At 63.7% G+C, this 25,889-nt stretch carries 26 protein-coding genes; 23 read left to right on the top strand and 3 right to left on the bottom strand.

Annotated features, from left to right (window positions below; translation table 11 throughout):
• Positions 1 to 81: 81 nt before the first annotated feature.
• The 10 genes from flhB (at position 82) to O3297_RS15335 (ending at position 11,194) form a co-directional block, all read left to right on the top strand.
• Positions 82 to 1,275, top strand: a complete 1,194-nt coding sequence (gene flhB, locus O3297_RS15380; RefSeq protein WP_034785289.1) for a flagellar biosynthesis protein FlhB — start codon at positions 82 to 84, stop codon at positions 1,273 to 1,275.
• A complete protein-coding gene (flhA, locus tag O3297_RS15375) occupies positions 1,272 to 3,368 on the top strand; it encodes a flagellar biosynthesis protein FlhA (protein ID WP_305049077.1) in 2,097 nt (698 codons plus the stop codon). Before flhB ends, flhA begins: the two co-directional genes overlap by 4 nt.
• 267 nt (positions 3,369 to 3,635) lie before the next feature.
• Positions 3,636 to 4,964 (top strand): flagellar biosynthesis protein FlhF, encoded by a 1,329-nt coding sequence (gene flhF / locus O3297_RS15370; RefSeq protein WP_034785293.1) that lies wholly within the window; start codon positions 3,636 to 3,638, stop codon positions 4,962 to 4,964.
• The gene (locus O3297_RS15365; RefSeq protein ID WP_034785294.1) at positions 4,957 to 5,820 is read left to right on the top strand and encodes an antiactivator of flagellar biosynthesis FleN protein; all 864 of its coding nucleotides are present in this window, start codon (positions 4,957 to 4,959) and stop codon (positions 5,818 to 5,820) included. The genes flhF and O3297_RS15365 overlap by 8 nt, the downstream gene beginning before the upstream one ends.
• A 45-nt stretch (positions 5,821 to 5,865) precedes the next feature.
• Entirely contained in the window at positions 5,866 to 6,597 is a 732-nt protein-coding gene (locus O3297_RS15360; RefSeq protein WP_010400804.1) for an RNA polymerase sigma factor FliA, read from the top strand.
• Entirely contained in the window at positions 6,579 to 7,325 is a 747-nt protein-coding gene (locus tag O3297_RS15355; RefSeq protein WP_034785295.1) for a flagellar motor protein, read from the top strand. Before O3297_RS15360 ends, O3297_RS15355 begins: the two co-directional genes overlap by 19 nt.
• Before the next feature lie 5 nt (positions 7,326 to 7,330).
• Positions 7,331 to 8,101 carry a flagellar motor protein MotD gene (gene motD, locus O3297_RS15350; protein ID WP_151097926.1) on the top strand — a complete coding sequence of 257 codons (771 nt, stop codon included), beginning with the start codon at positions 7,331 to 7,333 and terminating at the stop codon, positions 8,099 to 8,101.
• Between the two features lie 98 nt (positions 8,102 to 8,199).
• A complete protein-coding gene (locus tag O3297_RS15345; protein WP_305049076.1) occupies positions 8,200 to 9,810 on the top strand; it encodes an S-layer protein in 1,611 nt (536 codons plus the stop codon).
• 94 nt (positions 9,811 to 9,904) lie between these two features.
• Positions 9,905 to 10,267 (top strand): translation initiation factor Sui1, encoded by a 363-nt coding sequence (locus O3297_RS15340; RefSeq protein WP_305049075.1) that lies wholly within the window; start codon positions 9,905 to 9,907, stop codon positions 10,265 to 10,267.
• A gap of 72 nt (positions 10,268 to 10,339) precedes the next feature.
• On the top strand, positions 10,340 to 11,194 hold the full coding sequence (locus tag O3297_RS15335; RefSeq protein ID WP_305049074.1) for a hypothetical protein: 855 nt from the start codon (positions 10,340 to 10,342) through the stop codon (positions 11,192 to 11,194).
• A 60-nt stretch (positions 11,195 to 11,254) separates the two neighbouring features.
• Here the strand turns inward: O3297_RS15335 and O3297_RS15330 are convergent, their stop codons facing one another.
• From O3297_RS15330 to flgA, 3 genes are all read right to left on the bottom strand, one after another.
• Entirely contained in the window at positions 11,255 to 11,722 is a 468-nt protein-coding gene (locus O3297_RS15330; protein ID WP_305049073.1) for a flagella synthesis protein FlgN, read from the bottom strand.
• 8 nt (positions 11,723 to 11,730) lie between these two features.
• Positions 11,731 to 12,039: a flagellar biosynthesis anti-sigma factor FlgM gene (gene flgM / locus O3297_RS15325; protein WP_305049072.1), complete on the bottom strand. Its 309-nt coding sequence runs from the start codon at positions 12,037 to 12,039 to the stop codon at positions 11,731 to 11,733.
• 111 nt (positions 12,040 to 12,150) lie between these two features.
• Positions 12,151 to 12,846, bottom strand: a complete 696-nt coding sequence (flgA, locus tag O3297_RS15320; RefSeq protein WP_034787159.1) for a flagellar basal body P-ring formation chaperone FlgA — start codon at positions 12,844 to 12,846, stop codon at positions 12,151 to 12,153.
• Between the two features lie 191 nt (positions 12,847 to 13,037).
• Between flgA and flgB the strand changes: the two genes are divergently transcribed.
• The 13 genes from flgB (at position 13,038) to O3297_RS15255 (ending at position 25,889) form a co-directional block, all read left to right on the top strand.
• On the top strand, positions 13,038 to 13,490 hold the full coding sequence (gene flgB / locus O3297_RS15315) for a flagellar basal body rod protein FlgB (RefSeq protein WP_034754084.1): 453 nt from the start codon (positions 13,038 to 13,040) through the stop codon (positions 13,488 to 13,490).
• Between the two features lie 2 nt (positions 13,491 to 13,492).
• Positions 13,493 to 13,894 (top strand): flagellar basal body rod protein FlgC, encoded by a 402-nt coding sequence (gene flgC, locus O3297_RS15310; RefSeq protein ID WP_034754081.1) that lies wholly within the window; start codon positions 13,493 to 13,495, stop codon positions 13,892 to 13,894.
• Positions 13,895 to 13,909: 15 nt separating this feature from the next.
• A complete protein-coding gene (locus O3297_RS15305; RefSeq protein ID WP_070281300.1) occupies positions 13,910 to 14,605 on the top strand; it encodes a flagellar hook assembly protein FlgD in 696 nt (231 codons plus the stop codon).
• Positions 14,606 to 14,658: 53 nt separating this feature from the next.
• The gene (locus tag O3297_RS15300; RefSeq protein ID WP_151096713.1) at positions 14,659 to 16,206 is read left to right on the top strand and encodes a flagellar hook protein FlgE; all 1,548 of its coding nucleotides are present in this window, start codon (positions 14,659 to 14,661) and stop codon (positions 16,204 to 16,206) included.
• Between the two features lie 60 nt (positions 16,207 to 16,266).
• Entirely contained in the window at positions 16,267 to 17,010 is a 744-nt protein-coding gene (locus O3297_RS15295) for a flagellar basal body rod protein FlgF (RefSeq protein WP_070253727.1), read from the top strand.
• 72 nt (positions 17,011 to 17,082) lie between these two features.
• Positions 17,083 to 17,865: a flagellar basal-body rod protein FlgG gene (flgG, locus tag O3297_RS15290; RefSeq protein ID WP_034754070.1), complete on the top strand. Its 783-nt coding sequence runs from the start codon at positions 17,083 to 17,085 to the stop codon at positions 17,863 to 17,865.
• A gap of 50 nt (positions 17,866 to 17,915) precedes the next feature.
• Positions 17,916 to 18,566, top strand: coding sequence for a flagellar basal body L-ring protein FlgH (locus tag O3297_RS15285; protein WP_070281299.1), 651 nt, complete (start codon positions 17,916 to 17,918; stop codon positions 18,564 to 18,566).
• A gap of 2 nt (positions 18,567 to 18,568) precedes the next feature.
• Positions 18,569 to 19,684 (top strand): flagellar basal body P-ring protein FlgI, encoded by a 1,116-nt coding sequence (locus O3297_RS15280; protein ID WP_034787148.1) that lies wholly within the window; start codon positions 18,569 to 18,571, stop codon positions 19,682 to 19,684.
• A gap of 10 nt (positions 19,685 to 19,694) precedes the next feature.
• Positions 19,695 to 20,621 carry a flagellar assembly peptidoglycan hydrolase FlgJ gene (flgJ, locus tag O3297_RS15275; RefSeq protein WP_034787146.1) on the top strand — a complete coding sequence of 309 codons (927 nt, stop codon included), beginning with the start codon at positions 19,695 to 19,697 and terminating at the stop codon, positions 20,619 to 20,621.
• Between the two features lie 88 nt (positions 20,622 to 20,709).
• On the top strand, positions 20,710 to 22,677 hold the full coding sequence (flgK, locus tag O3297_RS15270; RefSeq protein WP_305049071.1) for a flagellar hook-associated protein FlgK: 1,968 nt from the start codon (positions 20,710 to 20,712) through the stop codon (positions 22,675 to 22,677).
• Between the two features lie 52 nt (positions 22,678 to 22,729).
• The gene (flgL, locus tag O3297_RS15265; protein WP_305049070.1) at positions 22,730 to 23,971 is read left to right on the top strand and encodes a flagellar hook-associated protein FlgL; all 1,242 of its coding nucleotides are present in this window, start codon (positions 22,730 to 22,732) and stop codon (positions 23,969 to 23,971) included.
• Positions 23,972 to 24,137: 166 nt separating this feature from the next.
• Positions 24,138 to 24,581, top strand: coding sequence for a MarR family winged helix-turn-helix transcriptional regulator (locus tag O3297_RS15260; protein ID WP_070253732.1), 444 nt, complete (start codon positions 24,138 to 24,140; stop codon positions 24,579 to 24,581).
• A 48-nt stretch (positions 24,582 to 24,629) separates the two neighbouring features.
• On the top strand, positions 24,630 to 25,889 hold the full coding sequence (locus tag O3297_RS15255; RefSeq protein ID WP_305049069.1) for an MFS transporter: 1,260 nt from the start codon (positions 24,630 to 24,632) through the stop codon (positions 25,887 to 25,889).

The following is a 25,889-nucleotide window of genomic DNA, read 5'->3' as shown; positions in this document are numbered from 1 at the left end:
GTGCCCGCTTGAACCGATAATGCCACATGCCCAGTCCGTATTGCGCCTAGCCAGGCTGCAGGACTTCACCGGAGTTGATTGATGTCGGAAGACAGCGACGCAGAAAAGACCGAAGCCGCGTCACCGAAGCGCCTCGAGCAGGCGCGTGAGGAAGGCGACGTTCCGCGATCGCGTGAAGTGGCAACGTTCACTGTGCTGATGGCGTCCGGCTGCTGCCTGTGGTTTGCCGGCGACGCCATCGTGCGGCGGTTGACTGCCGTCATGGTGTCCGGGCTGACCCTGGACCGGGAGCAGATACTCAATCCCGACGCGATGATGTTGCGCATCGGCTACGACGTGGGCTCCGTCTTGCTGACTTGCCTGCCGTACGCGCTGGCCATCATGCTCGTCGCCCTGGCCTCGCCCGTGCTGGTGGGCGGCTGGCTGTTCAGTTCCAAGGCGTTCACCCCCAATTTTGGCAAGCTCAACCCGATTCGCGGCCTGGGCAACATGTTTTCGAAGAATGCGCTGGTGGAGTTGCTCAAGGCCATCGCCAAGACCCTCGTCGTCGGCGTCGTCGCCTGGATGGTGATGCAGCATCAAAAGGACGCCGTGCTGGGTTTGTCGGTGGAATCCCTGCGCGCCGGTTCTGCTCATCTGATCAGCTTGCTGATCACGGCCTTTTTGCTGATCGTCGGCGCGCTGGGCCTGATCGCCGCCATCGACGGTCCGTACCAGATGTGGCACTACGCTAACAAGATGAAAATGTCCTTGCAGGAAGTCAAGCAAGAGTCGAAAGAGTCGGACGGCAATCCGCAGATCAAGGCGAAGATACGCCAGATGCAGCATGAAATGTCGCGCCGCCGCATGATGGCCGATGTGCCGACGGCCGACGTGGTGGTGACCAATCCTACCCACTACGCGGTGGCCTTGAAGTATGGCGAGAATTCGCGCGGCGCGCCGCAGGTGGTGGCCAAGGGCATCGACGAGGTGGCCGCGAAGATCCGCGAACTGGCCGGCGAACACAAGGTTGCCATCCTGGAAGCGCCGGCCCTGGCGCGCGCGCTGTACAAGCACACGGATATCGGCGACGAAATTCCCGAGGCGCTGTATGGCGCCGTGGCCGAAGTGCTGGCCTACGTGTTCCAGCTGCGCAGCTATGGCAAGGGCCAGGGCGAGCGTCCCGACAAGCCGAAGAAACTCGACGTGCCGCCCGAGCTCGACCCGCAGAACCCCGCATCGCAGACACCGCCCGCAGCCGGCGCAGAAGACAAGAATAAAGGAAGTACACCATGAACGGCCTGAGAATGCCAGCCTGGCTCAGTGGAATGGGCAACAACGCCAGCAAGGGCATCGCCGCGCCGGTCATCATCATCATGCTGCTGGCGATGATGGTGCTGCCGCTGCCGGCCTTCATCCTCGACATCTTCTTCAGTTTCAATATCGCGCTGTCGATCATCGTGCTGCTGACTGCGCTGTACACGGTCAAGCCGCTCGACTTCATGGCCTTCCCGACCATCCTGCTCGTGTCGACCATGCTGCGCCTGTCGCTGAACGTGGCGTCCACGCGCGTGGTGCTGACGGAGGGCCATACGGGCGCCGACGCGGCCGGTAAAGTGATCGAGGCGTTCGGTCACTTCCTGATCGGCGGCAACTACACGGTCGGTATCGTCGTCTTCATCATTTTGACGATCATCAACTTTACCGTGGTGACCAAGGGCGCGGGGCGTATCGCCGAGGTGGGCGCCCGCTTCGCGCTGGACGCCATGCCTGGCAAGCAGATGGCCATCGATGCCGACCTGAACGCGGGCCTGGTCGGTGAAGACGAAGCGCGCCGCCGCCGCACGGAAGTGGCACAGGAAGCGGAATTCTATGGTGCCATGGATGGTGCCAGCAAATACGTGCGCGGCGACGCCATCGCCGGCATCATGGTTACCGTCATCAATATCGTCGGCGGCTTGCTGGTGGGCTTGCTGCAGCACGACATGGGCTTTGCCGACGCGCTCAAGAACTACACCTTGCTGGCCATCGGTGACGGCCTGGTGGCGCAGATTCCTTCGCTGATCATTTCCACGGCGGCCGGTATCGTCGTCTCGCGCGTGGCCAGCGAACAGGACATCGGCACCCAGCTGGTGGGGCAGCTGTTTGCGAAACCGCAAGTACTGTATATTACCGCCGCCATCATCGGCGGCATGGGCTTGATTCCCGGCATGCCGAACATGGTCTTCCTGCTGCTGGCCTCGCTGCTGGCCGGTGCCGCCTTTCTGATCAGCAAGAAACGCATGCAGGAAAAAGAGGCGTCCGAAAAACCGGCCGAAGTGCCGCAAGCGACCGTGGCGCCCGAGCAGGAAGAAGCCAGCTGGCAAGACATCATGCCCGTCGATACCCTGGGCCTGGAAGTGGGCTACCGTTTGATTCCCCTGGTCGACAAGACGCAGGGTGGCGAATTGCTCAAGCGCATCAAGGGCATCCGCAAGAAATTTGCCCAGGAAGTGGGTTTCCTGGCGCCACCCGTGCATATCCGCGACAACCTGGAATTGAAGCCGTCCGCCTACCGCATCACCCTCAAGGGCGTGGAAGTGGGCGTGGGCGAAGCGTTCAACGGCCAGTTCCTGGCGATTAATCCCGGCATGGCCAGTGGCACCTTGCCGGGCCTGGCCACGAACGATCCCGCTTTCGGCTTGCCCGCCACCTGGATCGACGCGAGCTTGCGCGACCAGGCCCAATCGATGGGTTACACGGTGGTCGACGCAGGCACCGTGGTGGCCACGCACCTGAACCACCTGATCACCTCGCACGCTTCCGAGCTGCTGGGCCGCGCGGAAGTGCAGTCGCTGCTCGACCACCTGGGCAAGGAGTCGCCGCGCCTGGTGGAAGACCTGGTGCCGAAGATGCTGTCTTTGTCGACCTTGCAGAAGGTGCTGCAGAACCTGCTGGCCGAAGGCGTGCACATCCGCGACATGCGCACCATCATCGAAACCCTGGCCGAGCATACGGTCAGCACGCAAGACCCTAACGACCTGACGGCGCTGGTGCGCGTGGCCCTGGGCCGCGCCATCGTGCAGCAACTGTTCCCCGGCTCGGCCGAACTGTCCGTGATGACCCTCGACAGCCGCCTGGAGCGCCTGCTGATGCAAGCGATGGGCAATGGCGGCGACGGCGCCGGCATCGAGCCGGGCCTGGCCGACACCATCGCGCACCAGGCGGGCCTGGCCGCGCAGCAGCAGGAAGCGCTGGGGCTGACGCCGGTGCTGCTGGTGCCGGCGCCGCTGCGCGCCTTGCTGTCGCGCTTCCTGCGCCGCGCCTTGCCGCAGCTCAAAGTGCTGTCGCATGCGGAAGTGCCGGAAACCAAGACGATCCGTGTCACGGCGCTGGTGGGGGCACAATAGTTGACAGCATTAGTACCGGAGTCAGACCCGCCGGGTCTGACCCCGGCCCTTGCCTTTGGTCAAATAAACATCAATTTCCTCTCGGCAAACTGAATAACGGGTACTTTCCCGTCCTGTTCCTTCGATCGTTTCCTGCAAGCATCGCTAATAATGGAAACTGTCCGGGTGATCTGTGTCCATGTGGAAGACAGCACTCAAGCAACAGGAGTCGATGATGGTCACACAGTTCAGCCAATATTGCGCCACCCCCGCCTTGGGAGGCCGGTCATGAATGTGAAGAAATTTACGGGCGCCTCGTCGCGCGATGCGCTGCGCAAGGTGCGTGAAGCGCTGGGCCCCGATGCCGTGATTCTGTCGAACCGCCAGGCCGATGGCGTGGTGGAAATCCTCGCGCTGGCCAATGACGATGCCGCTTCGCTGGCGTCGCCGCCGGCCGCCTCCGAAATGGCCCAGCCCCGTCCCCAGTTGCAGACCCAGTTCGCCACGCCGCAGCGTCCGGCCGCCCCGGCCCAGCGCCCAGCTGCGCCGCGTCCCGCCGCGCCGCGCCAGGCTGCCTCCGAGCCAGTGGACATGGCCCGCATGCAGCAGATGATGGCCAGCGCGCTGGCGCACGTCAAGGAAAACGCCGCCGCCGAGATGAGCGGCATGATGAATGAAATCCGCGCCATGCGCGGCATGATGGAAACCCAGCTGGCGGAAATCTCGTGGGGTTCGACGCAGCAGCGCGAGCCGCAAAAAGCCGTCGTGCTGCGCGAAATGCTGGCCGCCGGCTTCTCGGCCAGCCTGGCGCGCTACCTGATCGACAAGCTGCCGGCCGGCCTCGATGGTGCGCAAAGCATGCGCTGGATCAAGACCGTCCTCAGCCGCAACCTGAATACGGTGGCCAATGAAGACGCCATGCTGGAGCAGGGCGGCGTGTTTGCCTTGGTGGGCCCGACCGGCGTCGGCAAGACCACCAGCACGGCCAAGCTGGCGGCCCGTTGCGTGATGCGCCACGGCCCGGAAAAGCTGGCCCTGATCACCACCGATGCCTACCGTATCGGCGCGCACGAACAGCTGCGCATCTACGGCAAGATCCTCGGCGTGATGGTGCATTCCGTGAAGGACGAGGCGGACTTGCGCATCGCCCTGAAGGAATTGAAGAACAAGCACACGGTGCTGATCGATACGGTCGGCGTGAGCCAGCGCGACCAGATGGTCACGGAGCAGGTGGCCATGCTGTCGGGCGCCGGCGCCGATGTGAAACGCCTGCTGTGCCTGAACTCCACGGCGACCCAGGAAACCCTCAACGAAGTGGTGCGCGCCTACCAGGGCAGCGGCCTGGCCGGCTGCATCATGACCAAGCTCGATGAAGCGGCCTCGATCGGCAATGTGCTCGACGTGGTGATCCGCCAGAAGCTGAACCTGTTTTATGTGTCGAACGGCCAGCGCGTGCCGGAAGACCTGTACCTGGCCGACCGCGGCTACCTGATCGACCGCGCCTTCAAGCTCAAGCGCGATGCGGCGGCGACGCAGTTTTCCGATGCCGAACTGCCGCTGCTGATGGCGCAGGCGGCCGCCCGCAACAATGAAGCGCGCGGGGTGCACCTTGGCTAATTTCGATTTCGACCAGGCCGAAGGCTTGCGCCGCATGCTGGCCGGCCCGCAGCCGCGCGTCATGACGTTCCTCTCGGCCACGCCGCAGGACGACAAGGGCGCCATGCTGGTCAATCTGGGCGCGTCGCTCGTCTACGGCGGCAATGACGTGCTGCTGCTCGACGCCAGCGGCGGCAGCGATGGCGTGGCGGCGCGCCTGGGCCTGGCGCACGGCGCCAGCCTGCGCGACGTGGCGCGCCAGCAGTGCGGCCTGAACCAGGTCATCCACCAGGTGCCGCAAGGCTTTGGCGTGGCCAGCCTGGGTGCGCGCAACCATTTGATGGACAGCATGGACTATGCGGGCGAGGACGAACTGCGCCGCCTGGGCAAGACGTTCGAGGTGCTGGCGCGCCAGAGCGGCATCGTGCTGGTCGACGGCGTCGTGGCAGACGAGGGCGATTGCTTCCCCGTGCCGCTGATGGCTTCGTCCGATATCGTCGTGCAAGTGTCGACCAGCGCCACCTCGATCAAGGCGGCGTACTGCCTGATCAAGCGCCTGAGCCAGGAACTGGGACGCCGTCCGTTCGGCATTCTCGTCACCGGCGCTTCCGAATCCGAGGCAAAAGTGGTATACGATAATATGGCGCAGGCGGCGAGCCGCTACCTGGCCGTGAAGCTGACTTCGATGGGTTCGGTGCCTGCCGACGAATATCTGCACCGGGCGGCGCGGCTGGGCCGCAGCGTGGTCGATGCGTTTCCGCTGGCGGGCGCCTCGGTGGCGTTTCGCGGACTGGCCGAGCGGCTGGCCCGTTCGGCGGCACCGGTGCTTGGCGGCACCTTGTACCAGACGGGGAGCCCGCACCAGTTCAGCGCCTGAATCGAACCGTAGCACCAGATAAGATGAGAAAACAATAAGCAGCCTATGTACACGGTCAAAGGGAAATCGAACAAGGACTATTTGCTGACGGAGCACATTCCGCTGGTGAAGCGTCTGGCGCACCATATGAAGGCGAAATTGCCGCCTTCGGTCGAGGTCGATGACCTGATCCAGGCCGGCATGATCGGCCTGCTCGATGCCATTAGCCGCTATGAAGAGACGCATGGCGCGCAGTTCGAGACGTATGCCGTGCTGCGCATCCGCGGCGCCATGCTCGACGAATTGCGCACCAGCGACTGGCTGCCGCGCAGCATGCGCCAGAACATGCGCAAGATCGAAGAGGCGATGAGCACCTTGCAGCAGCGCCTCGGCCATCCGCCGACGGAGTCGGAAGTGGCGAAGCTGCTCAAGATGTCGCTGGCCGACTACCAGGAAATGCTGGGCGACGGCGGCGGCCACCAGCTCGTGTACTACGAAGACTTTCATGACCCGGACGGCAATGACAGCTTCCTCGACCGCCACTGCGTGGACGAGGACAGCGACCCCTTGCGTTCCCTGCTCGATACCGATTTCCGGCAATCCGTGATCGATGCCATCGACGCGCTGCCACCACGCGAGAAAATACTCATGGGCCTGTATTACGAAGAAGAGCTGAACCTGAAGGAGATCGGCGCGGTGATGGGCGTGTCGGAGTCGCGCGTCTCGCAGCTGCATACCCAGGCCGTCGCGCGCCTGCGCGCAACCTTGAGGGAGCAGGCGTGGACTGGTCCAGCGTAATCGGGCTGGCGCTGGCGCTGGCGGGCCTTTTGGTCGGCCAGGCACTGGAAGGCGGCAAGATGGCCTCCCTGCTGCAGCCGGCCGCCTTTGCCATCGTTGTCATCGGCACCTTCGGCGCCGTGCTGCTGCAAACGCGGCTGCGCACCTTCGTGCGCGGCCTGGAAATGCTGCGCTGGGTCTTCTTGCCACCGGCCGACACGCGTGCCGCGCTGGCGCGCGACATCGGGCAGTGGAGTCTGACGGCGCGGCGCGACGGCCCGCTGGCGCTCGAGCGCCTGATGGAAAACACGGCCGACCGCTTCAACGCCAAGGGCTTGAGGATGATCGTCGACGGCATCGCGCCCGACAAGCTGCGTCAGCTGCTCGACGTGGAAATCTCCGCCTATGAAATGGCCGAGCGCCAGGCCGTCAAGGTGTGGGAATCGGCGGCCGGTTATTCGCCCACCATCGGCATCCTGGGCGCCGTGCTGGGCCTGATCCACGTGATGGAAAACCTCACCGATCCGAGCAAGCTGGGCGGCGGCATTGCCGTGGCGTTTGTCTCGACCATCTATGGCGTCGGCCTGGCCAACCTGCTGTTCCTGCCGGTGGCGAATAAACTCAAGGCCATCGTCTCGCGCCGCGTGCTGCAATACGAAATCACGGCCGCCGTGCTGTACGACATCGCCACGGGCGACCATACGCGCATCATCGAAGAGCGCGTTTCCAGCCTGCTGCACGAGCACTGACCATGATGCGGCGCGCGCGCAGGAAGTATGACGAGGAACCGGACAACCAGGACCGCTGGCTGATCTCGTACGCCGACTTCATCACCCTGCTGTTCGCCTTCTTCGTTGTCATGTACGCGATTTCGCAAGTCAACGAAGGCAAATACCGCGTCTTCCAGAATGCCATCGGCCAGGCCTTCAGCCTGGAAAAGGGCGCGCCGCCCATCATCATGGAAGCGCCGCAGGCGATCCCGCTGCCGAACCCGGCCCTGAAACGCCGCACGGAAGCCATCCGCCGCGAGCGCGAACACATGACGCGCCTGGCGCAGGACCTGACCTCCACCCTGGCGCCGCTGGTGAAGGAAGGCAAGGTGCGGGTCACGCAGACGAGCCGCGGCGTGAGCGTGGAAATCAATGCCAGCGTGCTGTTCGACCCGGGCGCGGCGCGCCTGACGGTGGAATCGGACCAGGCCCTGCGCGCCGTCGCCGTGCTGCTCAAGGACGATACGCACGACGTGCAGGTGGAAGGGCATACGGACGTGCAGCCGATCAGTAATTCCAACTTTGCCTCGAACTGGGAATTGTCGGCCGCGCGCGCCAGCGCCGTGGTGCGCCTGTTCATCGCCAGCGGCGTCAAGGCGTCGCGCCTGACGGCCGTCGGCCACGCCGACAACATCCCCGTGGCGCCGAACGAAACGGCGGAAGGGCGCGCGCGCAACCGCCGGGTCGCCGTGACGATTTTGTCGGGCATCCCCGAAACGGTGACAGAAGTGCCGACGGCGCCGGTGGCCAACTAGACGGGTCTTTCGGGCCGCTAGGGTCAGGCGCATGTCATTCGGTGGTCATACTGGAATGCTAGGCTGTCGCACTTCTTTTCAGCCTCCAGGTCTATCCCATGTCTTACTCCAGATTGTTGCTTCCTTCGGCTATCGCCATCCTGTTGAGCGTCGCCGCTTGCGGCGGCGATAACGACCCGTCCAGCAGCGTGCCACCGGTCCCCACTGGCCGCTGGATCGCCGGCGACCTGCATACCCACACCACGCAATCGGCCGATGCGGATGTCAGCCAGACGCTGGACAAGGTGCTGGCCAAGGCGTTCGGCAGCTACGGACTCGACTGGATGGCGCTGTCCAACCATTTGCGCGTCTCCACGCGCGACGCACTGGGCGCGCCGCTGCCGACGCCCATCCCGATGTCCATCGGTGCCGAGCGCTATGAAATTCCACGCGTGCAGGCGCTGCAGGCGGGCGGCACCTATGCCGACAAACTGGTCTTTTCCGGCTTCGAGTGGGACATGCCGACCCACGATCACATCGGCATCGGCCTGTTCGAGGGCGCGGACAAGCTCAGTGCCAGCACCCGGGGCATGAAGGAGTTCGAGTACCTGTTTACCACGCGCGACGCCAGCATGTTCGACGCTGCCGATGTTGCAGCATGGAAAGCCAAACATGGCGAAACCCGCTATAACAAGACGGCAGCCGATGCGCTGCAAGCCATCAACTGGCTCAAGCAGAACTATCCGGAGACCAGCTACGCCGTCATCAACCATCCATCGCGCAACAAGGGCAGTTACAGCATCGCCGACTTGCGCGCCTTTAACGATGCCGCCCCCAACATCATGTTCGCCATCGAAGGCATGGTCGGCAACCAGATGGAACCGGACCGCGGCGGCTACACGGCCGCCTATACGGACGACAATGCGCTGCTGCGCGTGTATGGGGGCGTCGATTACGTGGTGGCCAAGCTGGGCGGGCCATGGGATGCGCTCCTGGGCGAGGGGCGCCGCATCTGGAACCTGACCGATTCGGATACCCACTTCAAGATCGTCGGCGGCAACAGCAGCGGCTATTTCCCCGGAGAGTATGCGAAGAACTATGTGTTCAACAGCGCGCAAGGCGCGCCGCTGGCGAAAGACTTGCTGGCCGGTTTGCGTTCGGGCAAGATGTTCTCGACTTACGGCGATCTGATCAACGCGCTGGACTTCAACCTGGCCAGCAAGGACGACCGCAAGGAGATGGGCGGGGAGCTGAAGGTCGGCAACGGCGATAAAGTCACCATTACCATCCGCTTCAGGAGCCCGGCCAAAAACAACTACGAAAAACCCGTCGATAGTGGCGTGGTCGCCGGCGTCAAGCCCGTTGTCGACCATGTCGACCTGATCGTCGGCGATGTGGGCGCGAAGGCGGCGGCGGGTACGCCGGCCTACAACGTTGCCGCCAATGCCAGCACGCGGGTGCTCAAGCGCTTCACCAGCGCGGACTGGAAAGTCGGGGCCGACGGCTACTACAGCGTAAGCTACGAAATGACGGCGACGAAGAACCAGTATTTCCGTTTGCGCGGCACCAATCTGGGTACCGATGTCGCCGGCCTGACGCAGGCTGGCGAGCCGCTGGCCGACCAGCGAACGGGCACGACGGACAGCACCCAGCGTTTCAATGACATCAACGACCGCAATTACCGCAGCCTGTGGTTCTATTCGAATCCCGTATTCGTCACCTTGCGTTAATACGCTGCACGGCGCGCCACCGGATGGGGCGCGCCGGGCTTGATCCCGCTTCCACTTGGTACAATCGCGCCTTCTCCCTTTTTATCTCCCCATCATGAAAAGCAGCTCCCTGGGCGGTCTCGTCTATTCCACCGAAACGGGCCGCATGTGTCCCGCCTGTCGCCAGCCGCTGGCGCAATGCGCATGCAAGGCGCAAGCCAAGGCGGCGCCCGCGGGCGATGGCGTGGTGCGCGTCTCGCGCCAGACCAAGGGCCGTGGCGGCAAGAGCGTCACCGTGGTCAAGGGTTTGCCGCTGGACGCCATGGCGCTAGCCCTGCTGGGCAAGCAGTTGCGCACGCAGTGCGGCTCGGGCGGCACGGTCAAGGATGGCGTGATCGAGGTGCAGGGCGACCATGTCGACACCATCCTGGCCGCGCTGACCAAACTGGGCCACCAGCCGAAAAAGGCCGGCGGCTGAGCGTGCGGAGGCGTGCGGCCCGCTGCCGCAGGCCTGTGGTAACGTGCATTTCCTTTTATGCGCCACCTCATCATGAATAGCAAATTGACCGGCATCGCCTGCGCCGCTGCCATCGCGGCGGTACTGGCGCTCGTGTACTGGCCCGCACCCGACGCCGGCGCGCCGCAAGCGGATGCGGCTGCCGCCAGCGCGCCGGCGGGGCGCAGCCTGGAATCGTATCTGAATATCGACGCCGCCCCCGTCGCCGATGCCGCGCCCGTTCCCGTGACCTTGGCGCGGCAGCTTGCGCGCCTGGCCGCCAGCGGCAGGGCGGAAGACGCGTATGCGGCGTTCAGCCTGATCGACGACTGCATCGTCTTCCAGCAGGAAGGGCGCTTGCCGGGCATGGAATTCGAGCTGGGCCGCGAGATGACGGTGGAAGAAAAAGCCGCCCAGCAGCAGCTGTGCGCGGGCCTGACACAGCGCCAGCGCGAGGACCGCCTCGGCTACCTGGCCACCGCCGCCAAGGCGGGCGTGCCGGGCGCGGCCACCCTGTTCCTGTCGGAAGGCCCGTTCGGCGACCGCAGCGCGCTGCGCAACCGTCCCGACGATCCGCTGGTGCAGGCATGGAAGCGGCAAGCCATCGCCCAGCTGACGGCGCAGGCGGACGAGGCGGAACTGACCAGCGTGGCTACCCTGATGATGGCGTACTTGCGCGATGGCGAGGTGGTGCGGAAGGATGCGCCGCAAGCGTATGGCTACCTGCTGGCCCTGCGCCAGGTCTACGACGATATCCTCGCGCCCGGCGTCACCAATCCGTATCAGGATGAGTACTGGCACTGGCTGCAGGCGGAGCTGACGCCGGAGCAGCAAGCCGCGGCCAGCGCCAGGGCGCAAGCCATCGTGGCGAAATACCGCCAGCATGCGGGGCGTCCCGCGCACGGTTGAGCTGGCAAGGCCGCTGCGCCTTGCCGGGTTGCTGTTAAGGTTGCTGTTAACTAAGGGGGATTAGCCGATGACGACGCGCCGGCTGGCCGTGTTCGTCGTCGGTTGGCCGCTGGGGCCGTAGAAATTGCCGCTTTGGGCCGGGGGGCGCATGGCGTTCAGGGCGCCTTGCGTATGTACCATATGCTTGTTGACGAGCAGGCTGTTCAGGCGGTTTTGTTCCTTGGCTTCGCGCGTCGTCTCGAGCAGGGCTTTCCACAGGGGCGCCGCTTCCGCTTCGCCGGCGCCCACCAGCCAGTCTTCCATGCCCGCTTCGGCCGCCATGAAGCCGGCCGCCGCCAGCGCCTGGTGGCGTTGCGCCGCCAACTGGCTCAATTGTCCTACGAGTGCCGTCTTGCGCACCGTGAGCTCCGTGATTGCATCGATGTCAGCCGCAACCAGATGCCGCTGTTCTTCTTTCATCAATGCCAGCAATGTGGTCATGAGCTGGTGCTCGTCGCGCAGGCTGGAAAACGGAGTCACTGATTGCATGAGGGAACCTATCTATTTCGTGAGTGCAGCAAGTCCTTGACCGTGTCGAGGAGACCGTCCGCCACTTTTTCTGAGTTGACCTGGAACTGGCCGTCGGCGATCGCCAGCTTGATGCGTTCGACTTTTTTCGTGTCGAACACGGCGCCGCTGCCGGCAGTTGCACTGGCCGCTAATGCCTGTCCTTGCGGCGACAGGCGTACATTGTCCGACGTTGTCGGTGTTGCCTGGGCTTTCTCGGCATTCCGGGTGCCGGAGGTACTCGCGGGCGCCACCGGCAGGCCGGGATTGCTTTTAATGGTGTTGTCGGTAATTTTCACAGCGTGATCCTCGTCTGGTCGAAGTCAAAAAACTCCGGGATATGTGTCATTATCGGCACCTTCTCCCGAAACTTTAGTGCGCCAGACCACAATATCGCTGTCCATCCGTGTTTAAAAGGCGACCTCCACCAAGCCGCCTGCGCGCGCCACGCCGCTGATCTGCTGGCCGCTCTGCGTGCGTACCTGCACCGTCTGGCCATCGCCGGCGCTGCCGATGGCGCGCCCTTCTGATGCCACCTGGAAACCATTGCCACTGGAAACGACGCGTACCAGCTGGCCTTGCATCACCACCGGCTTGCGGCGCAGGGTGTCGAGGCGCATCGGCGTGCCGGGTGGCAAGGAAATATTCGTGCTGGCGCCCACCACCTGGGCCATGTCCGTGGCGATGCCTGCCGGCAATGCGGCCAGGTCGCCCTGCATCGTTACCAGCTGGCTGGCGTCGATGGCTTGCCCTTGCGCCAGCGGCACGGCGCTGGCCACGTAGTCGCCGACGACGGCCACGTTCGCTTGCAGATAGATGGTCCAGTTGCTTGGCGCCGTGCAGCGCACGCCGACGGTGGTCTTGCCCCAGGCGCGCGCGCCCGGCGCCATGAATGCTTGCGGCGCGGGGCAGGCGGCCAGGTTCAGGCGCGGATCGACGGCGCCGACGGTCACCGTTACCTTGCCGGGCAAGCCGTTGCTTTGCACTTGCAGGAATTGTTCCACGCTGTTGCGCAGCGCTTCCGGCGTCTGGCGGCCGGCGTTTTGCGCCTGGGCCAGCAGTGGCAGGGAGGCAAGAGCGAAGAGGAAAGCAAGCGGTGTTTTCATGGTGATAGGCCTCTGGAATAGTGCCATGATAGTGCGCGCGGCCCCGTTCGAAGCCCCGATTAAGGGGTAAAAGTAAGGTCTGATCCGGCGATGGTCTTGCTGGTGGGCGCCGTACTATGTTTCCTGTCATCACTAATCCGCCATCCTTCCGCCATCTCGGGCGCCAGTGGCAGATCTTTCCGGAGCCTGACATGATAGGGAAACTCGACGATTACATGCGCTTCAACGAGACGGCGCTGAGCCTGCGCTCGACGCGCCAGGAATTGCTCGCCTCGAATATCGCCAATGCCGACACGCCCAACTACAAGGCGCGCGATGTCGATTTCGCCGCCGCGCTGAAGGGCGCCATGGCGCGCAAGGATGGCGTGCCGCCGGCCCTGAAGGGCACGGCGCCGCAGCATATGCCGGGCAAGGGCGTGGCCGCGGCTGCGGGCGCAGCCGGCGGCGGCAAGGTCGAGACCCTGGCCGACGGTACGCCGCTGCTGTACCGCGCGCCGGCCCAGGGCGCCGTCGATGGCAATACGGTGGACATGGATCTCGAGCGCAACGCCTTTGCCGACAATGCCATCCGCTACGAGGCGGCCGTGACGTTCCTTAACTCGCAGATCAAGGGCATGCTGACGGCCATCCAGGGAGGACAATAATCATGTCGCTATTTAATATCTTCAATGTTTCCGGTTCGGCCATGAGCGCCCAGGCGCAGCGCCTGAACACGGTGGCCAGCAACCTGGCCAATGCCGATAGCGCCACCAGCGCCACGGGCGAAGCCTACCGCGCCAAGCAGGTGGTGTTCGAAGCCGTGCCCATGGCCAACGGCGCCACGGCCGTCAAGGTGCAGAAGGTGATCGAAGACCCGTCGCCGATGAAGCTGGTCTACGACCCGAAGAACCCGCTGGCCGATGAGAAGGGCTACGTCACCATGCCGAACGTGAATACGGTCGACGAGATGGTCAACATGCTGTCGGCTTCGCGCTCGTACCAGACCAACGTGGAAACCATGAACGCGGCCAAGTCGCTGCTCCTGAAAACTCTCACCATCGGCCAATAAGGCTGACTGATCATTATGGCAACCATCGATACCAGCACCTCCAAAGTCACCGACCTGATGGCGACGATGAATCCGAAGAAGAGCACGGCCGAGCCAGGCAGTGTCGAAGCGGAAACGAACAAATTCCTCACCTTGCTGGTTACCCAGCTGAAAAACCAGGATCCGATGAATCCGCTGGACAATGCACAGCTGACCAGCCAGCTGGCGCAATTGTCCACCGTGACGGGCGTCAACAAGCTCAATACGACCGTGGAAAGCCTGAAGGCCAGCTATCAGCAAGCCGAATCGATGCAGGCGGCCAACATCATCGGCCATGGCGTCTTGACAGCGGGCAAGGATATCAACCTGAGCAAGAGCGCCGCGCTGCTGGGCGTGGACCTGGCCACGGCAGCCGACAAGGTCAAGGTCGTCATCTACAAGGATGGCAAGGAAGTCCATTCCATCGACCTGGGCGCACAGGCGGCGGGCACCTTGCCGCTGGGCTGGAACGGTTCCACCGCCGATCTCGACAAGGATGGCAAGCCGGTCGTGCTGGCCGATGGCGCCTACACCTTCACGGTGGAAGCCACGCGCGGCGGTACCAAGCTCAAGGATGCAACGGCGCTGATGTTCGGTTCGGTCGCCAGCGTGTCGACGGGCGCGAATGGCGTGAAATTGAATGTTCCGGGCGTGGGCAGCATCACCATGGCCGACGTGAAACAGATTCTGTAAGCCGCTTCCCCTTAGCGTGACCCTCTACCCCTAATTTCTACCAGGAGAACACAATGTCTTTCCAACAAGGCCTGAGCGGCTTGAATGGCGCCGCCAAATCGCTGGACGTCATCGGCAACAACATCGCCAACTCGTCGACCGTGGGTTTCAAGCAGTCGCAGGCCCAGTTCGCCGACATTTATGCCAACTCGCTGTACGGCGTGGGCGGCAACCAGGCGGGGATCGGCGTGTCGGTCTCGCAAATCGCCCAGCAATTCAACCAGGGGAACCTGGAATCGTCGTCGAATCCCCTCGATATCGCCATCAATGGCGGCGGCTTCTTCCGTACCAGCGTCAACGGCGCCATCCAGTACTCGCGCAATGGCCAGTTCCAGGTCGACAAGAGCGGCTTCATCGTCAACGCCCAGCTGGCGCAGCTGACCGGTTATGCGGCCGACGTCAACGGCAAGATCGTTGCCGGCGCCGTCGTGCCCCTGCAAATCGACCAGTCGGACATGAAGCCCCAGGCAACGACCAAGGTCAGCACGGAAGTCAACCTCAATTCGAATACGGCCATGCCGACCACGGTGCCGTTCAAGACAGGGGACGACACATCGTTCAGCAAGCAGTTTCCCGTCGAAGTCTTCGATTCGCTGGGCAATTCCCACATCATGTCGAATTTCTACGTCAAGACGGGCACCAACACCTGGGATGTCTACTCGGCCGTTGACGGCACGGAAGTGACCAGCATGAAGGCCGCCGCCGCCCTGCAGACGGACCCGGCCTCGCTGGCCGCGCGCGCCGCCTACCAGGCTGCCGCCACGGCCGTGCCGCTGGTGCCGGCCAACGTGACGACGGCCGCCGTCGCCTATGGCAATGCGGTCGGTGCCGCCGTCTCGGCGGCCGCCGCTGCCGCAGGCGCCACGCCGGCGCAACTGGCCGCCATCGCCGCCACCTACGGCAGTGCCGTGCCGAATGGCGTCAATTCGAGCCGCACGCCCGACCAGATCGACGCTGCCATCCGCGCCGTCACCAATGTGCCAGCCGTCAAGACCGGTTCGCTGGTCTTCAACACGGTCGGCAGCCTGGATCGGGCCGCCATGCTGGCCCTGACGCCGCCGCAAACCTTGCCTGTCACCGTCAACCTGCCGATCTTCCCGGCCACGGGCGCGAATGCGACCCTGTCGGTCCAGGTCGACTTCACCAAGTCGACCCAGCTGGGCAGCGCCACGGCGGAAAAGAAAACGGAAGCGGATGGCTACAAGGCGGGCCAGCTGAGTCAATTCATCGTCGGCGACGACGGCGTCATCCAGGGCCAGTACAACAATGGCAAGACGCGCAGCCTGGGCCAGGTGGTGTTGAGCAACTTTGTCAACCCGAACGGTCTGGAGCCGCTGGGCAACAACGCCTGGGTGGAAAGTTCGGCCTCGGGCAAGCCCGTCACGGGCGAGCCCAAGACGGGCAACCTGGGCAACTTGCGCGCCTCGGCCGTGGAAGTGTCGAACGTCGATCTGACGGCGGAACTGGTCAACATGATCACGGCCCAGCGCGCCTACCAGGCGAATGCGCAAACCATCAAGACGCAGGATTCCGTTTTACAGACCCTCGTCAACCTGCGTTAAGAGTAAGGGGAGCGGTTCTTTCGGACTGCTCCCGGCTTTCGTTTTGCACGGAGAAAACACATGGACCGTCTCATCTACACCGCCGGCTCGGGCGCCAAGCACATCCTGGACAAGCAGGCGACCACGGCGAACAACCTGGCGAACGCCACCAGCACGGGTTTCCGCGCCCAGCTCGACTCGTTCCGCGCCGTGCCCGTGGTGGCCGACGGCATGATGCCGACGCGCGCCTTTGTCGTCGATTCGACGGTCGGTTCCGATTTCACGCAAGGTCCGATGCAGCACACGGGCCGCGCGCTCGACGTGGCCGTGGAAAACGGCGGCTGGATCGCGGTGCAGTCGGCCGACGGTTCCGAAGCCTACACGCGCAACGGCGCCTTGAAACTCAATGAAAACGGCATGCTGCAGACGCAGGGCGGGCTGATGGTGCAAGGCGATACGGGCCCCATGGCGATTCCGCCCGGCGTGACGGTGGCCATCGCCAGCGATGGCACAGTGGGCACGATTTCCACCGACGTGCCGCCAGGCCCGTCGACGGTGCTGGGACGCATCAAGCTGGTCAACCCGCCCGAGCAGCAACTGGTGCGTGGCGATGACGGCCTGTTCCGCCTGAAGGATGGCACGGTGGCGCAAGCCGATCAGGCCGTCAAATTGACCACGGGCGCGCTGGAAGGCAGCAATGTCAGCCCCGTCGACTCCATGGTCAGCATGATCGCCCTGGCGCGCCAGTTCGAAACGCAAATGAGCTTGTTGAAGAATGCCGAGAATAACGCGGCGAAAGCCACCCAGATCCTCGCTTTGAATTGACGGGGGCCACCGCATAATGGTCACATAGAAATAGTCTACAGGGCTGGTTAGCGCTGTTATTGGAGAAAAATCATGATTCGTTCCCTTTGGATTGCCAAGACCGGCCTGGAAGCGCAGCAGACGCAGATGGACGTGATCGCCAATAACCTGGCCAACGTCAGCACCACGGGCTTCAAGAAGTCGCGCGCCGTGTTTGAAGACTTGCTCTACCAAAATGTGCGCCAGCCGGGCGCGCAATCGTCGCAGCAAACCCAGCTGCCATCGGGCTTGCAGATCGGCACGGGCGTGCGCACCGTGGCAACCGAACGCATCCATACGCAAGGCAATCCCCAGGCCTCGGGCAATTCGCGCGATGTGATGGTCAACGGCACCGGCTTTTTCCAGGTGCTGATGCCGGACGGCGCTACCGCCTACACGCGCGACGGCTCGTTCCAGACGGATGCCAACGGCCAGCTCGTCACCTCGGAAGGCTTCGTGATCCAGCCCGCCATCACCGTGCCGACCAATGCGCTGAGCCTGACCGTGGCGCGCGACGGCACCGTGTCCGTCACCTTGCCCGACACCGTTGCGCCATCGCAAATCGGCTCCCTGCAACTGACCACTTTCGTCAATCCCGCCGGCCTGGAATCGAAGGGCGAAAACCTGTACATGGAAACGGGCGCTTCCGGCGTGGCGCAAACCAACACCCCGGGCACGAACGGCGCCGGCGTGCTGATGCAGGGCTATATCGAGACGTCGAACGTCAACGTGGCCGAGGAAATGGTCAACATGATCCAGACGCAGCGTGCCTACGAGATCAACAGCAAGGCCATCACCACATCCGATCAAATGCTGCAGAAATTGTCGCAACTTTAATTTTCATAGTCGTCATGCCATCCGCCGCCGGATGGCAGCGGAGGTTCGCCATGCAATACCCCATCATCGCTTTGTTCTCCGCAGCCCTGCTGTCCGGCTGCGCCATCACGCCTACGTCCATCGTGCAATATCCGACCAGCACGCGCGCGCCGATGCCGGAACCGGTGGTCGTCAACAACGGCTCCATCTACCAGCCGTCGACCTACCGTCCCGCCTTCGAAGACCGCCGCGCACGCCACGTGGGCGACACCATGACGATCGCCATCACCGAGCGCACGAATGCCGTCAAGGCGGGCGCCAGTTCCGGCAACAAGTCGGGCAGCGTGGGCTTCAGCACGCCGGGCATGCTGCAGGGGCGCCTGGGCGGCACCGTGGCGGCAAATGGCGCGACGAAATTTGCCGATGGCGACAACCAGTCCGCCAGCAACACGTTTTCCGGCGTGATCGGCGTGACGGTCATTGAAGTGCTGCCGAATGGCAACCTGATCGTCGCCGGCGAAAAACAGATCGCCATGAACAAGGGCACGGAATTCATCCGCTTCTCGGGCATGGTCAATCCCGACACCATAGGCACGGGCAATGTCGTGCCATCGACCCAGGTGGCCGAAGCGCGCGTCGAATACCGCACCAACAGCCAGATCGACCGCGCCGAAATGGCCTCGATGGCGTCGCGCTTCTTCCTCAGCCTGCTGCCTTTCTGATCATGGCAACGTTGACCTTTCCCCGTTTTCTCGCCATCTGCGGTCTGGCTGCCTCGCTGCTGGCGCCCGTGGCGCAGGCCGAGCGCATCAAGGACCTGGCCAGCATCGCCGGCGTGCGCCAGAATCAGCTGATGGGTTATGGCCTCGTCGTCGGTCTCGACGGCAGCGGCGACCAGACCACGCAAACCCCATTTACCATCCAGAGCGTGGCGGCGATGCTGCAGCAGCAGGGCATCAACTTGCCACAAGGCACCAGTTTGCAGCTGAAAAACGTGGCCGCCGTGATGGTGACGACGGCCTTGCCCGCGTTTGCCCAGCCGGGCCAGTTGCTCGACGTGACGGTATCGTCGATGGGCAATGCGAAAAGCTTGCGCGGCGGCACCTTGCTGATGACGCCATTGAAGGGCGCCGATGGCCAGGTGTACGGCATGGCGCAGGGCAACGTGCTGGTGGGCGGCGTGGGCGCGCAGGCGGCCGGCAGCTCCGTCGTCATCAATCACCTGAGCGTGGGCCGCATCTCGGGCGGCGCTACCGTCGAGCGCAGCGTGCCTTCGGCCTTGGGCGCCAACAACACCATCCGCCTGGAATTGAATGCCACCGATTTCGCCACCGCCAGCCGCGTGGTCGACGCCATCAACAGCCGCTACGGCGCCGGCACGGCCGCCGCGCTCGACGGCCGCGTGATCCAGGTGCAGTCGCCCAGCGGCAGCGACCAGCGCGTGTCCTTTTTGGGCCAACTGGAAAGCATCGAAGTCAATCCGGCCCGCCTGGCGGCCAAGGTCATCATGAATGCGCGCACCGGTTCCGTCGTGATGAACCAGTCCGTGACCCTGGAAACATGCGCCATTTCGCACGGCAACCTGTCCGTCACCATCAATGTCGAGCCGCAAGTGAGCCAGCCGGCGCCCTTGTCGGGCGGGCGCACGGTGGTCACGCAGACGGCGCAGATCGATATCAAGAAGGAACCGGGCAAAGTCATGCTGGTCAAGGGCGGCGCCTCGCTGTCCGACGTGGTCAAGGCCTTGAACGCCATCGGCGCCTCGCCGCAAGACTTGCTGGCCATCCTGCAGGCGATGAAAGCGGCCGGTTCGCTGCGCGCCGAACTCGAAATCATTTGATGGGCACGCCATGATCAGTCAAACCGACCTCAGCAATACCGCCGCCTATGACGTCAAGGGCATGGATGGCTTGCGCCAGTCCGCCAAGGCGAAGGACCCCGCCGCCCTGAAAGAGGCGGCCACGCAATTCGAAGCCATGTTCATCAACATGATGATGAAAAGCATGCGCGAAGCCACGCCGCAGGACGGCATCATGGATAGCCAGCAAAGCAAGATGTACACCTCGATGCTGGACCAGCAGACGAGCCAGAACCTGGCCAAGCGCGGCACGGGCCTGGCGGACGTGCTGATCCGCCAGCTGTCGTCGTCGAGCCAGGCGCTGGCCGCCGATGGCGCCGAAGCGCCGTCGCCCCGTTCATCGAGCATGGCGCAGGCGCTGGCCGCCTTCCGCCAGCAGCAGGGCGCCCTGACGGAAGGCGCCGGCAGCGCGGCAGCCAGCGGCAAGACCCTGAGCGACAAGGCCAACGCCACGCAGGCGCCGCACGTGCGCGCCTTCCAGGAAAAACTGGGCGTGCATGCGGAAGAAGCCAGCCGCGCCACGGGCATCCCGGCCAAGTTCATGCTGGGCCAGGCGGCGTTGGAAACGGGCTGGGGCAAGCGCGAAATCATCGCCCGCGACGGCAGCAGCAGCCACAACCTGTTCGGCATCAAGGCATCCAGCGACTGGAAGGGCAAGGTCACGGAAGCCGTCACCACGGAATACGTGAATGGCAAGGCGCAGCGCAAGGTGGAAAAATTCCGCGCCTACGACAGCTACGCGGACAGTTTCAAGGATTATGCGCAGTTGATAACCAACAACAAGCGCTACGAAAAAGTGCTGGCCAGCGCGGGCGACGCCAGCACCTTCGCCCACGGCTTGCAGAAAGCCGGCTATGCGACGGACCCGAATTACGCTGCCAAACTGACAAAAATTATCAAGAATTCGCTGGTCGGCTGACGCCCCGCCTTGCCCCCGTGCAAGCCGCGCGCTTCAAGTTTTCGCCGCGGCTGCCGTAAATACATTTGACGGTAACCAATAAGACACCATGACTTCGAATCTACTCAGCATCGGTAAGAGCGGTTTGCTTGCAGCGCAGGTGGGCCTGTCGACGACCGGGCATAACATCACCAATGCCAACGTGGACGGTTACAACCGCCAGGTGGTGCTGCAGCAGACGGCGCAGTTCAATAATGCCGGTTATGGCTTTGTTGGCAATGGTACCGAGGTATCGCAAGTCAAGCGCCAGTACGACGGTTTCATGGCGGCCCAGGTGAATGGCGCGCAGTCCGCCACCAGTTCGCTCGATGCGTATTACACGCAGATCAGCCAGATCGACAATATGCTGGCCGACCCCACGGCCGGGCTGTCGCCGGCGATGGCCGATTTCTTCAAGGGCGTGCAGGATTTCAGCTCGAATCCATCGTCCGTTTCGTCGCGCCAGGCATTGTTGTCGAGCGCAAATTCGCTGACGGCCCGTTTCCAGGGCCTCAGCGCGCGCCTGACGGAAATCGGCGACGGCGTCAATTCGCAGATCACGTCGAACGTCAAGGTGATCAATTCCTACGCCAAGCAGATCGCGGAGCTCAATACCGCGATTACCAACCTGACCGTGAATGAAAGCAATCAGCCCAACGATTTGCTGGACCAGCGCGACCAGCTGATCACGGAGCTGAACAAATACGTCAAGGCAACTGTTCAGCCTGGCGCCGGCAATTCGATTACCGTCTCGATCGGCTCGGGCCAGCCGCTGGTGGTGGGCGACAAGAACTTTGAACTGGCCACCACGCCGTCGCCGACGGACCCGAACCGCCTGGACGTGGGCTATGTGACGGGCTCGAGCGTCACCAAGCTGTCGGAAAGCTCCCTCAGCGGCGGCGCGCTGGGCGGCTTGCTGGAATTCCGCAGCGGCAGCCTGGACCGCATCCAGAATTCGCTGGGCAAGGTCGCCATCGCGCTGGCCTCCACCTTCAATGAACAGCACAAGCTGGGCCAGGACTTGAATGGCGACATGGGGGCCGACTTCTTCAAGTTGCCCGATCCCGTCATCGGCGCGGACTACCGCAACAACGCGACCAGCACGACAGTGCTGTCGGCCAAGGTCAGCGATCCGACCAAGCTGACGGCCAGCGATTATGCCGTCAAGTATGACGGCGCCAATTATGTGGTGACGCGCCAGAGCGACGGCGCGAAAACGACCATCAACCCCTATCCGCAAACCGTGCCGCAAACCATCGACGGCGTGGATTTCTCGATCACGGGCGCGGCTGCCGAAGGCGACAATTTCATGGTCAGGCCGACCGCGCACGGCGCTTCCGACCTGGCCGTGGCGATTACCGACCGCAACAAGCTGGCCGCCGGCGCGCCGATCGCCACGGGCGCGCCCGTCAGCAACACGGGTAGCGGCAAGCTCGGCGCAGGTAGCGTGGACAAGGCGTATTTAACGCCGGGCAACGCGTTGACGGGTACCGTCACCCTGACGTATGACAAGGCGACCACTTCGCTGTCGGGTTTCCCCGCGGGGCAGGCCGTGACGGTGAAAGGCTTGAACGGCGCGACCACCACGTATCCGGCCGGCACGGCGAATATCCCGTACACGGAAGGCGACAGTTTCAGCTTTGGCGGCATCAACGTCAACATGACGGGCGCGCCTGCGCAGGGCGATAAATTCACCATCGCGCCGAACTCGGGCGGCGTGGGCGACAACCGCAATGCCTCCTTGCTGGCGGGCTTGCAGACGAAGAACATTCTCGATGGCGGCAAGGCCACGTTCCAGGGTTCGTACGCGGAAACCGTCAGCTATGTCGGCAACAAGACGCGCGAAGTACAAGTCAGCGGCCTGGCAAGTCTTGCGTTGTTGCAACAAACCAGCACGCAGCAGCAGGCCGTTTCCGGCGTCAATCTCGATGAAGAGGCGGCCAACCTGCTGCGCTACCAGCAAGCCTACCAGGCTTGCGGCAAGGTCATGCAGATCGCCAGTACCCTGTTCGACGTGGTCATCGGCCTCGGACGTTAATTATTCAAGCGGCGGCGCATAGCGCCCCGCCGCCATCCGGAAGGGCAGCATCATGCGCATCAGTACCAAAATGATCTATGACGCGGGCAGCACGCAGCTGAACAATCTGCAGGGCGCGTTGAACCGCACCCAGATGCAGCTGTCGGCGAATCGCCGCAACCTGACGCCGGCCGACGACCCGATCGCCTCGGCGCGCGCGCTGGAAGTGACGCAGTCGCAAACGATCAACACGCAATTCGTGACGAACCGCTCGAACGCCAAGAATTTCCTGTCGCAGGAAGAGCTGGCGCTGGCCAGTACCACCTCGCTGATCGCCGACGTGCAAGACCTGGTGCTGAAGGCCGGTAATCCGGCATTGAAGGATATCGATCGCCAGAGCCTGGCCACGGAGCTGAAAGGCCGCTTGACCGACCTGATGGGCATCGCCAACACGTCCGACAACGCGGGCGGCTATCTGTTCGGCGGCTACAAGTCGACTACCCAGCCGTTCAGCCAGACGCCGGGCGGCGCCACCTACGTGGGTGACCAGGGCCAGCGCGAGCTGCAAGTGGGCTCGGCCCGCTATTTGGCCACCAGCGACTCGGGCGCGGCCGTGTTCGAGAACAATTTGACGGGCAACGGCAAGTTCACCACGGCCCCCGATCCAGGCAACTTCACGCGCGGCGGCGCCGGCATCATTTCCGGCGGCACCGTCACCGATCCCACCAAGTTGACGGGACACAAATACACGATCGACTTCCAGGTGACGGGCACGGGCACGGATGCCAAGACGACCTATACCGTGACGGACGTGACCCTGGGCCAGACTATTCCGAATCCCGCCGTGCCGGTGGCCTATAAATCGGGCGACGCCATCAACTTTGACGGCCAGCAAGTCAATGTCGCGGGCAAGCCGGCCGACCTGGACAAGTTCACCCTGGAGCCCAGCGGCAAGGAATCGATCTTTACCACGATTACCAACCTGATCGGCGCACTGGGCCAGCCGGCCTCGGGCGACGCAGGCCAGGCGCGCCTGACGGCTAGCCTGAACGCGGCGCACGATATCCTCGACACGGCTTACGACAACGTGCTGTCGGTGCGCGCGGAAGTCGGTTCGCGCCTGAAGGAACTCGATACCCTCGACAGCGCCGGCGACGACCTCGACCTGCAATATGCAAGCACCCTGTCGGGCTTGCAGGATCTGGACATGGTGAAGGCAATTTCCCTGTTCAGCCAGCAGCAGATCACCCTGCAGGCGGCGCAAAAATCGTTCACCTCCATCTCGGGCTTGTCGCTGTTCAATTACATCAGCTAAGCGTCCGCAGCGCAGCAGGACCGGCAAGCCGGGGCAGGGAGGTCATCTCCCGCCCCGGCTTTTTTGCGTCCGCAAGATGGCTGTCTTGACAAGATATGCAGTCAAACTGTGCAGTCTACCTGTCTATATGTTATAGTAGGGGCTGTTGATCCACCACATGGCTAGCATGCGCACCCCACAAGAAGACCACGAACAAGTTCTGCAACTGGCCGGCGAATTGCGCATCCTGGTCGGCAAATTGCGCCGCCGCCTGCGCGAAGAGGCGCACCTGGGCGATGTCAGCATGTCGCAGGCATCCGTGCTCAGCCGCCTCGAACGCGACGGTCCCGCCACGGCCAGCAGCCTGGCGCGCGCCGAAGGCATGCGGCCCCAGTCGATGGCCGCCACCGTGCAAGCGTTGACGGAGGCGCAGATGGTGACGGGCTCGCCCGATCCGGCTGACGGCCGGCAAACCATCTTGACGCTGACGGACAGCTGCCGCGCCTGGATCGCGGCCAGCCGCGCCGCGCGCGAAGACTGGCTGGCGCGCACCATTGAAACCCGGCTCACGCCGGACGAAGTCACCGAACTGGACAAGGCGGTGGCATTACTCAAACGCTTGGCGGAGTGATCCGCTGAATTTTTCACCACGACCCCGGCAAGGAGCCCGCACGCCCAGATGAACAACACATTCCGTTCGCTACGCATTCCCAATTACCGTATCTGGGCCGGCGGCGCCCTCGTGTCGAATATCGGCACGTGGATGCAGCGCACGGCGCAGGATTGGCTGGTGCTGAGTGAATTGACGCAGCACAATGCCAGCGCCGTCGGCATCGTCATGGCCTTGCAATTCGGCCCGCAACTGCTGTTGCTGCCGCTCACTGGCATGGCGGCCGATTTGCTCGACCGCAGGAAATTGCTGCTGTGCACGCAGGCGGCCATGGGACTGCTGGCGCTGGGACTCGGGATATTGTGCATCAGTGGACAGGTAGCACTGTGGCACGTGTATGTGTTTGCTTTCCTGCTGGGCTGCGTGACGGCCTTCGATTCGCCCGTGCGCCAGACTTTTGTTGCCGAAATCGTCGGCGAGGAAGATTTGACGAACGCCGTGGCGCTCAATTCCACCTCGTTCAATGCGGCGCGCATGCTGGGCCCGGCGGTCGCCGGCTTGCTCATCAGCAGCGTCGGCAGCGGCTGGGTCTTCATCATCAACGCCGTCTCGTTTGCCGCCGTGATCGGTTCGCTGTTGCTGCTGCGCGTGGAATTGCTGCGCCGCGCGCCGCGCCTGAAGGCCACGCGCGCCAGCCTGGGCGAGGGTTTCCGCTATGTGCGCCAGCGGCCCGACCTGATGGCTATCCTGCTGATGCTGTTCCTGATCGGCACCTTCGGACTGAATTTCCCGATTTTCCTGTCGACCATGTCGGTGACGGCCTTCCATGCGGGCGCCAGCCAGTATGGCGTGCTCAGTTCCGTGATGGCGTGCGGTTCCGTGGCCGGTGCCTTGCTGGCTGCGGGACGTGGCCAGCCCACGCTGGCCTTGCTGCTGGGGGCGGCTGCGCTGTTCGGCCTGGCCTGCGCGCTGGCCGCCGTGATGCCCAATTACTGGCTGTTCGGCATGATGCTGGTGGTCATCGGCATCGCCGCGCAAACCTTTACCACCAGCGTCAACAGCAGTGTGCAACTGTCGACGGCGCCCGCCATGCGGGGCAGGGTCATGGCCATTGTGCTGGCCATCTCGGCGGGCGGCACGCCGCTGGGCGCGCCCATCGTGGGCTGGGTGGCCGACACCTTCGGCCCGCGCTGGGCGCTGGGCATAGCCGCCCTGTCGGGCCTGGCGGCGGCCCTCGTCGGCGTGCGCTACCTGGTCAGGCATCACCAGTTGCGTTTGAATGTCGACTTGCGGCGCTGGAGCTTCGCGCTCAGCAGCGACCAGCGGTGA

The organism is Janthinobacterium sp. SUN128 (genome assembly GCF_030587275.1).
Taxonomy (GTDB): domain Bacteria; phylum Pseudomonadota; class Gammaproteobacteria; order Burkholderiales; family Burkholderiaceae_D; genus Janthinobacterium; species Janthinobacterium lividum.
The sequence above is the reverse complement of the archived record's forward strand: the minus strand, read 5'-3'. Positions and strand labels throughout refer to the sequence as shown.

Excerpts from the sequence above, each read along its gene's own strand:
- flgK (WP_305049071.1), top strand. The coding sequence starts at position 20,710 with ATGACTTCGAATCTACTCAGCATCGGTAAGAGCGGTTTGCTTGCAGCG.
- flhF (WP_034785293.1), top strand. The coding sequence starts at position 3,636 with ATGAATGTGAAGAAATTTACGGGCGCCTCGTCGCGCGATGCGCTGCGC.
- O3297_RS15345 (WP_305049076.1), top strand. The coding sequence starts at position 8,200 with ATGTCTTACTCCAGATTGTTGCTTCCTTCGGCTATCGCCATCCTGTTG.
- O3297_RS15305 (WP_070281300.1), top strand. The coding sequence starts at position 13,910 with ATGGCAACCATCGATACCAGCACCTCCAAAGTCACCGACCTGATGGCG.
- O3297_RS15280 (WP_034787148.1), top strand. The coding sequence starts at position 18,569 with ATGGCAACGTTGACCTTTCCCCGTTTTCTCGCCATCTGCGGTCTGGCT.
- flgB (WP_034754084.1), top strand. The coding sequence starts at position 13,038 with ATGATAGGGAAACTCGACGATTACATGCGCTTCAACGAGACGGCGCTG.
- flhA (WP_305049077.1), top strand. The coding sequence starts at position 1,272 with ATGAACGGCCTGAGAATGCCAGCCTGGCTCAGTGGAATGGGCAACAAC.
- motD (WP_151097926.1), top strand. The coding sequence starts at position 7,331 with ATGCGGCGCGCGCGCAGGAAGTATGACGAGGAACCGGACAACCAGGAC.
- flhB (WP_034785289.1), top strand. The coding sequence starts at position 82 with ATGTCGGAAGACAGCGACGCAGAAAAGACCGAAGCCGCGTCACCGAAG.
- flgL (WP_305049070.1), top strand. The coding sequence starts at position 22,730 with ATGCGCATCAGTACCAAAATGATCTATGACGCGGGCAGCACGCAGCTG.
- O3297_RS15300 (WP_151096713.1), top strand. The coding sequence starts at position 14,659 with ATGTCTTTCCAACAAGGCCTGAGCGGCTTGAATGGCGCCGCCAAATCG.
- flgC (WP_034754081.1), top strand. The coding sequence starts at position 13,493 with ATGTCGCTATTTAATATCTTCAATGTTTCCGGTTCGGCCATGAGCGCC.
- O3297_RS15335 (WP_305049074.1), top strand. The coding sequence starts at position 10,340 with ATGAATAGCAAATTGACCGGCATCGCCTGCGCCGCTGCCATCGCGGCG.
- O3297_RS15255 (WP_305049069.1), top strand. The coding sequence starts at position 24,630 with ATGAACAACACATTCCGTTCGCTACGCATTCCCAATTACCGTATCTGG.
- flgG (WP_034754070.1), top strand. The coding sequence starts at position 17,083 with ATGATTCGTTCCCTTTGGATTGCCAAGACCGGCCTGGAAGCGCAGCAG.
- flgJ (WP_034787146.1), top strand. The coding sequence starts at position 19,695 with ATGATCAGTCAAACCGACCTCAGCAATACCGCCGCCTATGACGTCAAG.
- O3297_RS15285 (WP_070281299.1), top strand. The coding sequence starts at position 17,916 with ATGCAATACCCCATCATCGCTTTGTTCTCCGCAGCCCTGCTGTCCGGC.
- O3297_RS15360 (WP_010400804.1), top strand. The coding sequence starts at position 5,866 with ATGTACACGGTCAAAGGGAAATCGAACAAGGACTATTTGCTGACGGAG.
- flgA (WP_034787159.1), bottom strand. The coding sequence starts at position 12,846 with ATGAAAACACCGCTTGCTTTCCTCTTCGCTCTTGCCTCCCTGCCACTG.
- O3297_RS15340 (WP_305049075.1), top strand. The coding sequence starts at position 9,905 with ATGAAAAGCAGCTCCCTGGGCGGTCTCGTCTATTCCACCGAAACGGGC.
- O3297_RS15260 (WP_070253732.1), top strand. The coding sequence starts at position 24,138 with ATGCGCACCCCACAAGAAGACCACGAACAAGTTCTGCAACTGGCCGGC.
- O3297_RS15295 (WP_070253727.1), top strand. The coding sequence starts at position 16,267 with ATGGACCGTCTCATCTACACCGCCGGCTCGGGCGCCAAGCACATCCTG.
- O3297_RS15330 (WP_305049073.1), bottom strand. The coding sequence starts at position 11,722 with ATGCAATCAGTGACTCCGTTTTCCAGCCTGCGCGACGAGCACCAGCTC.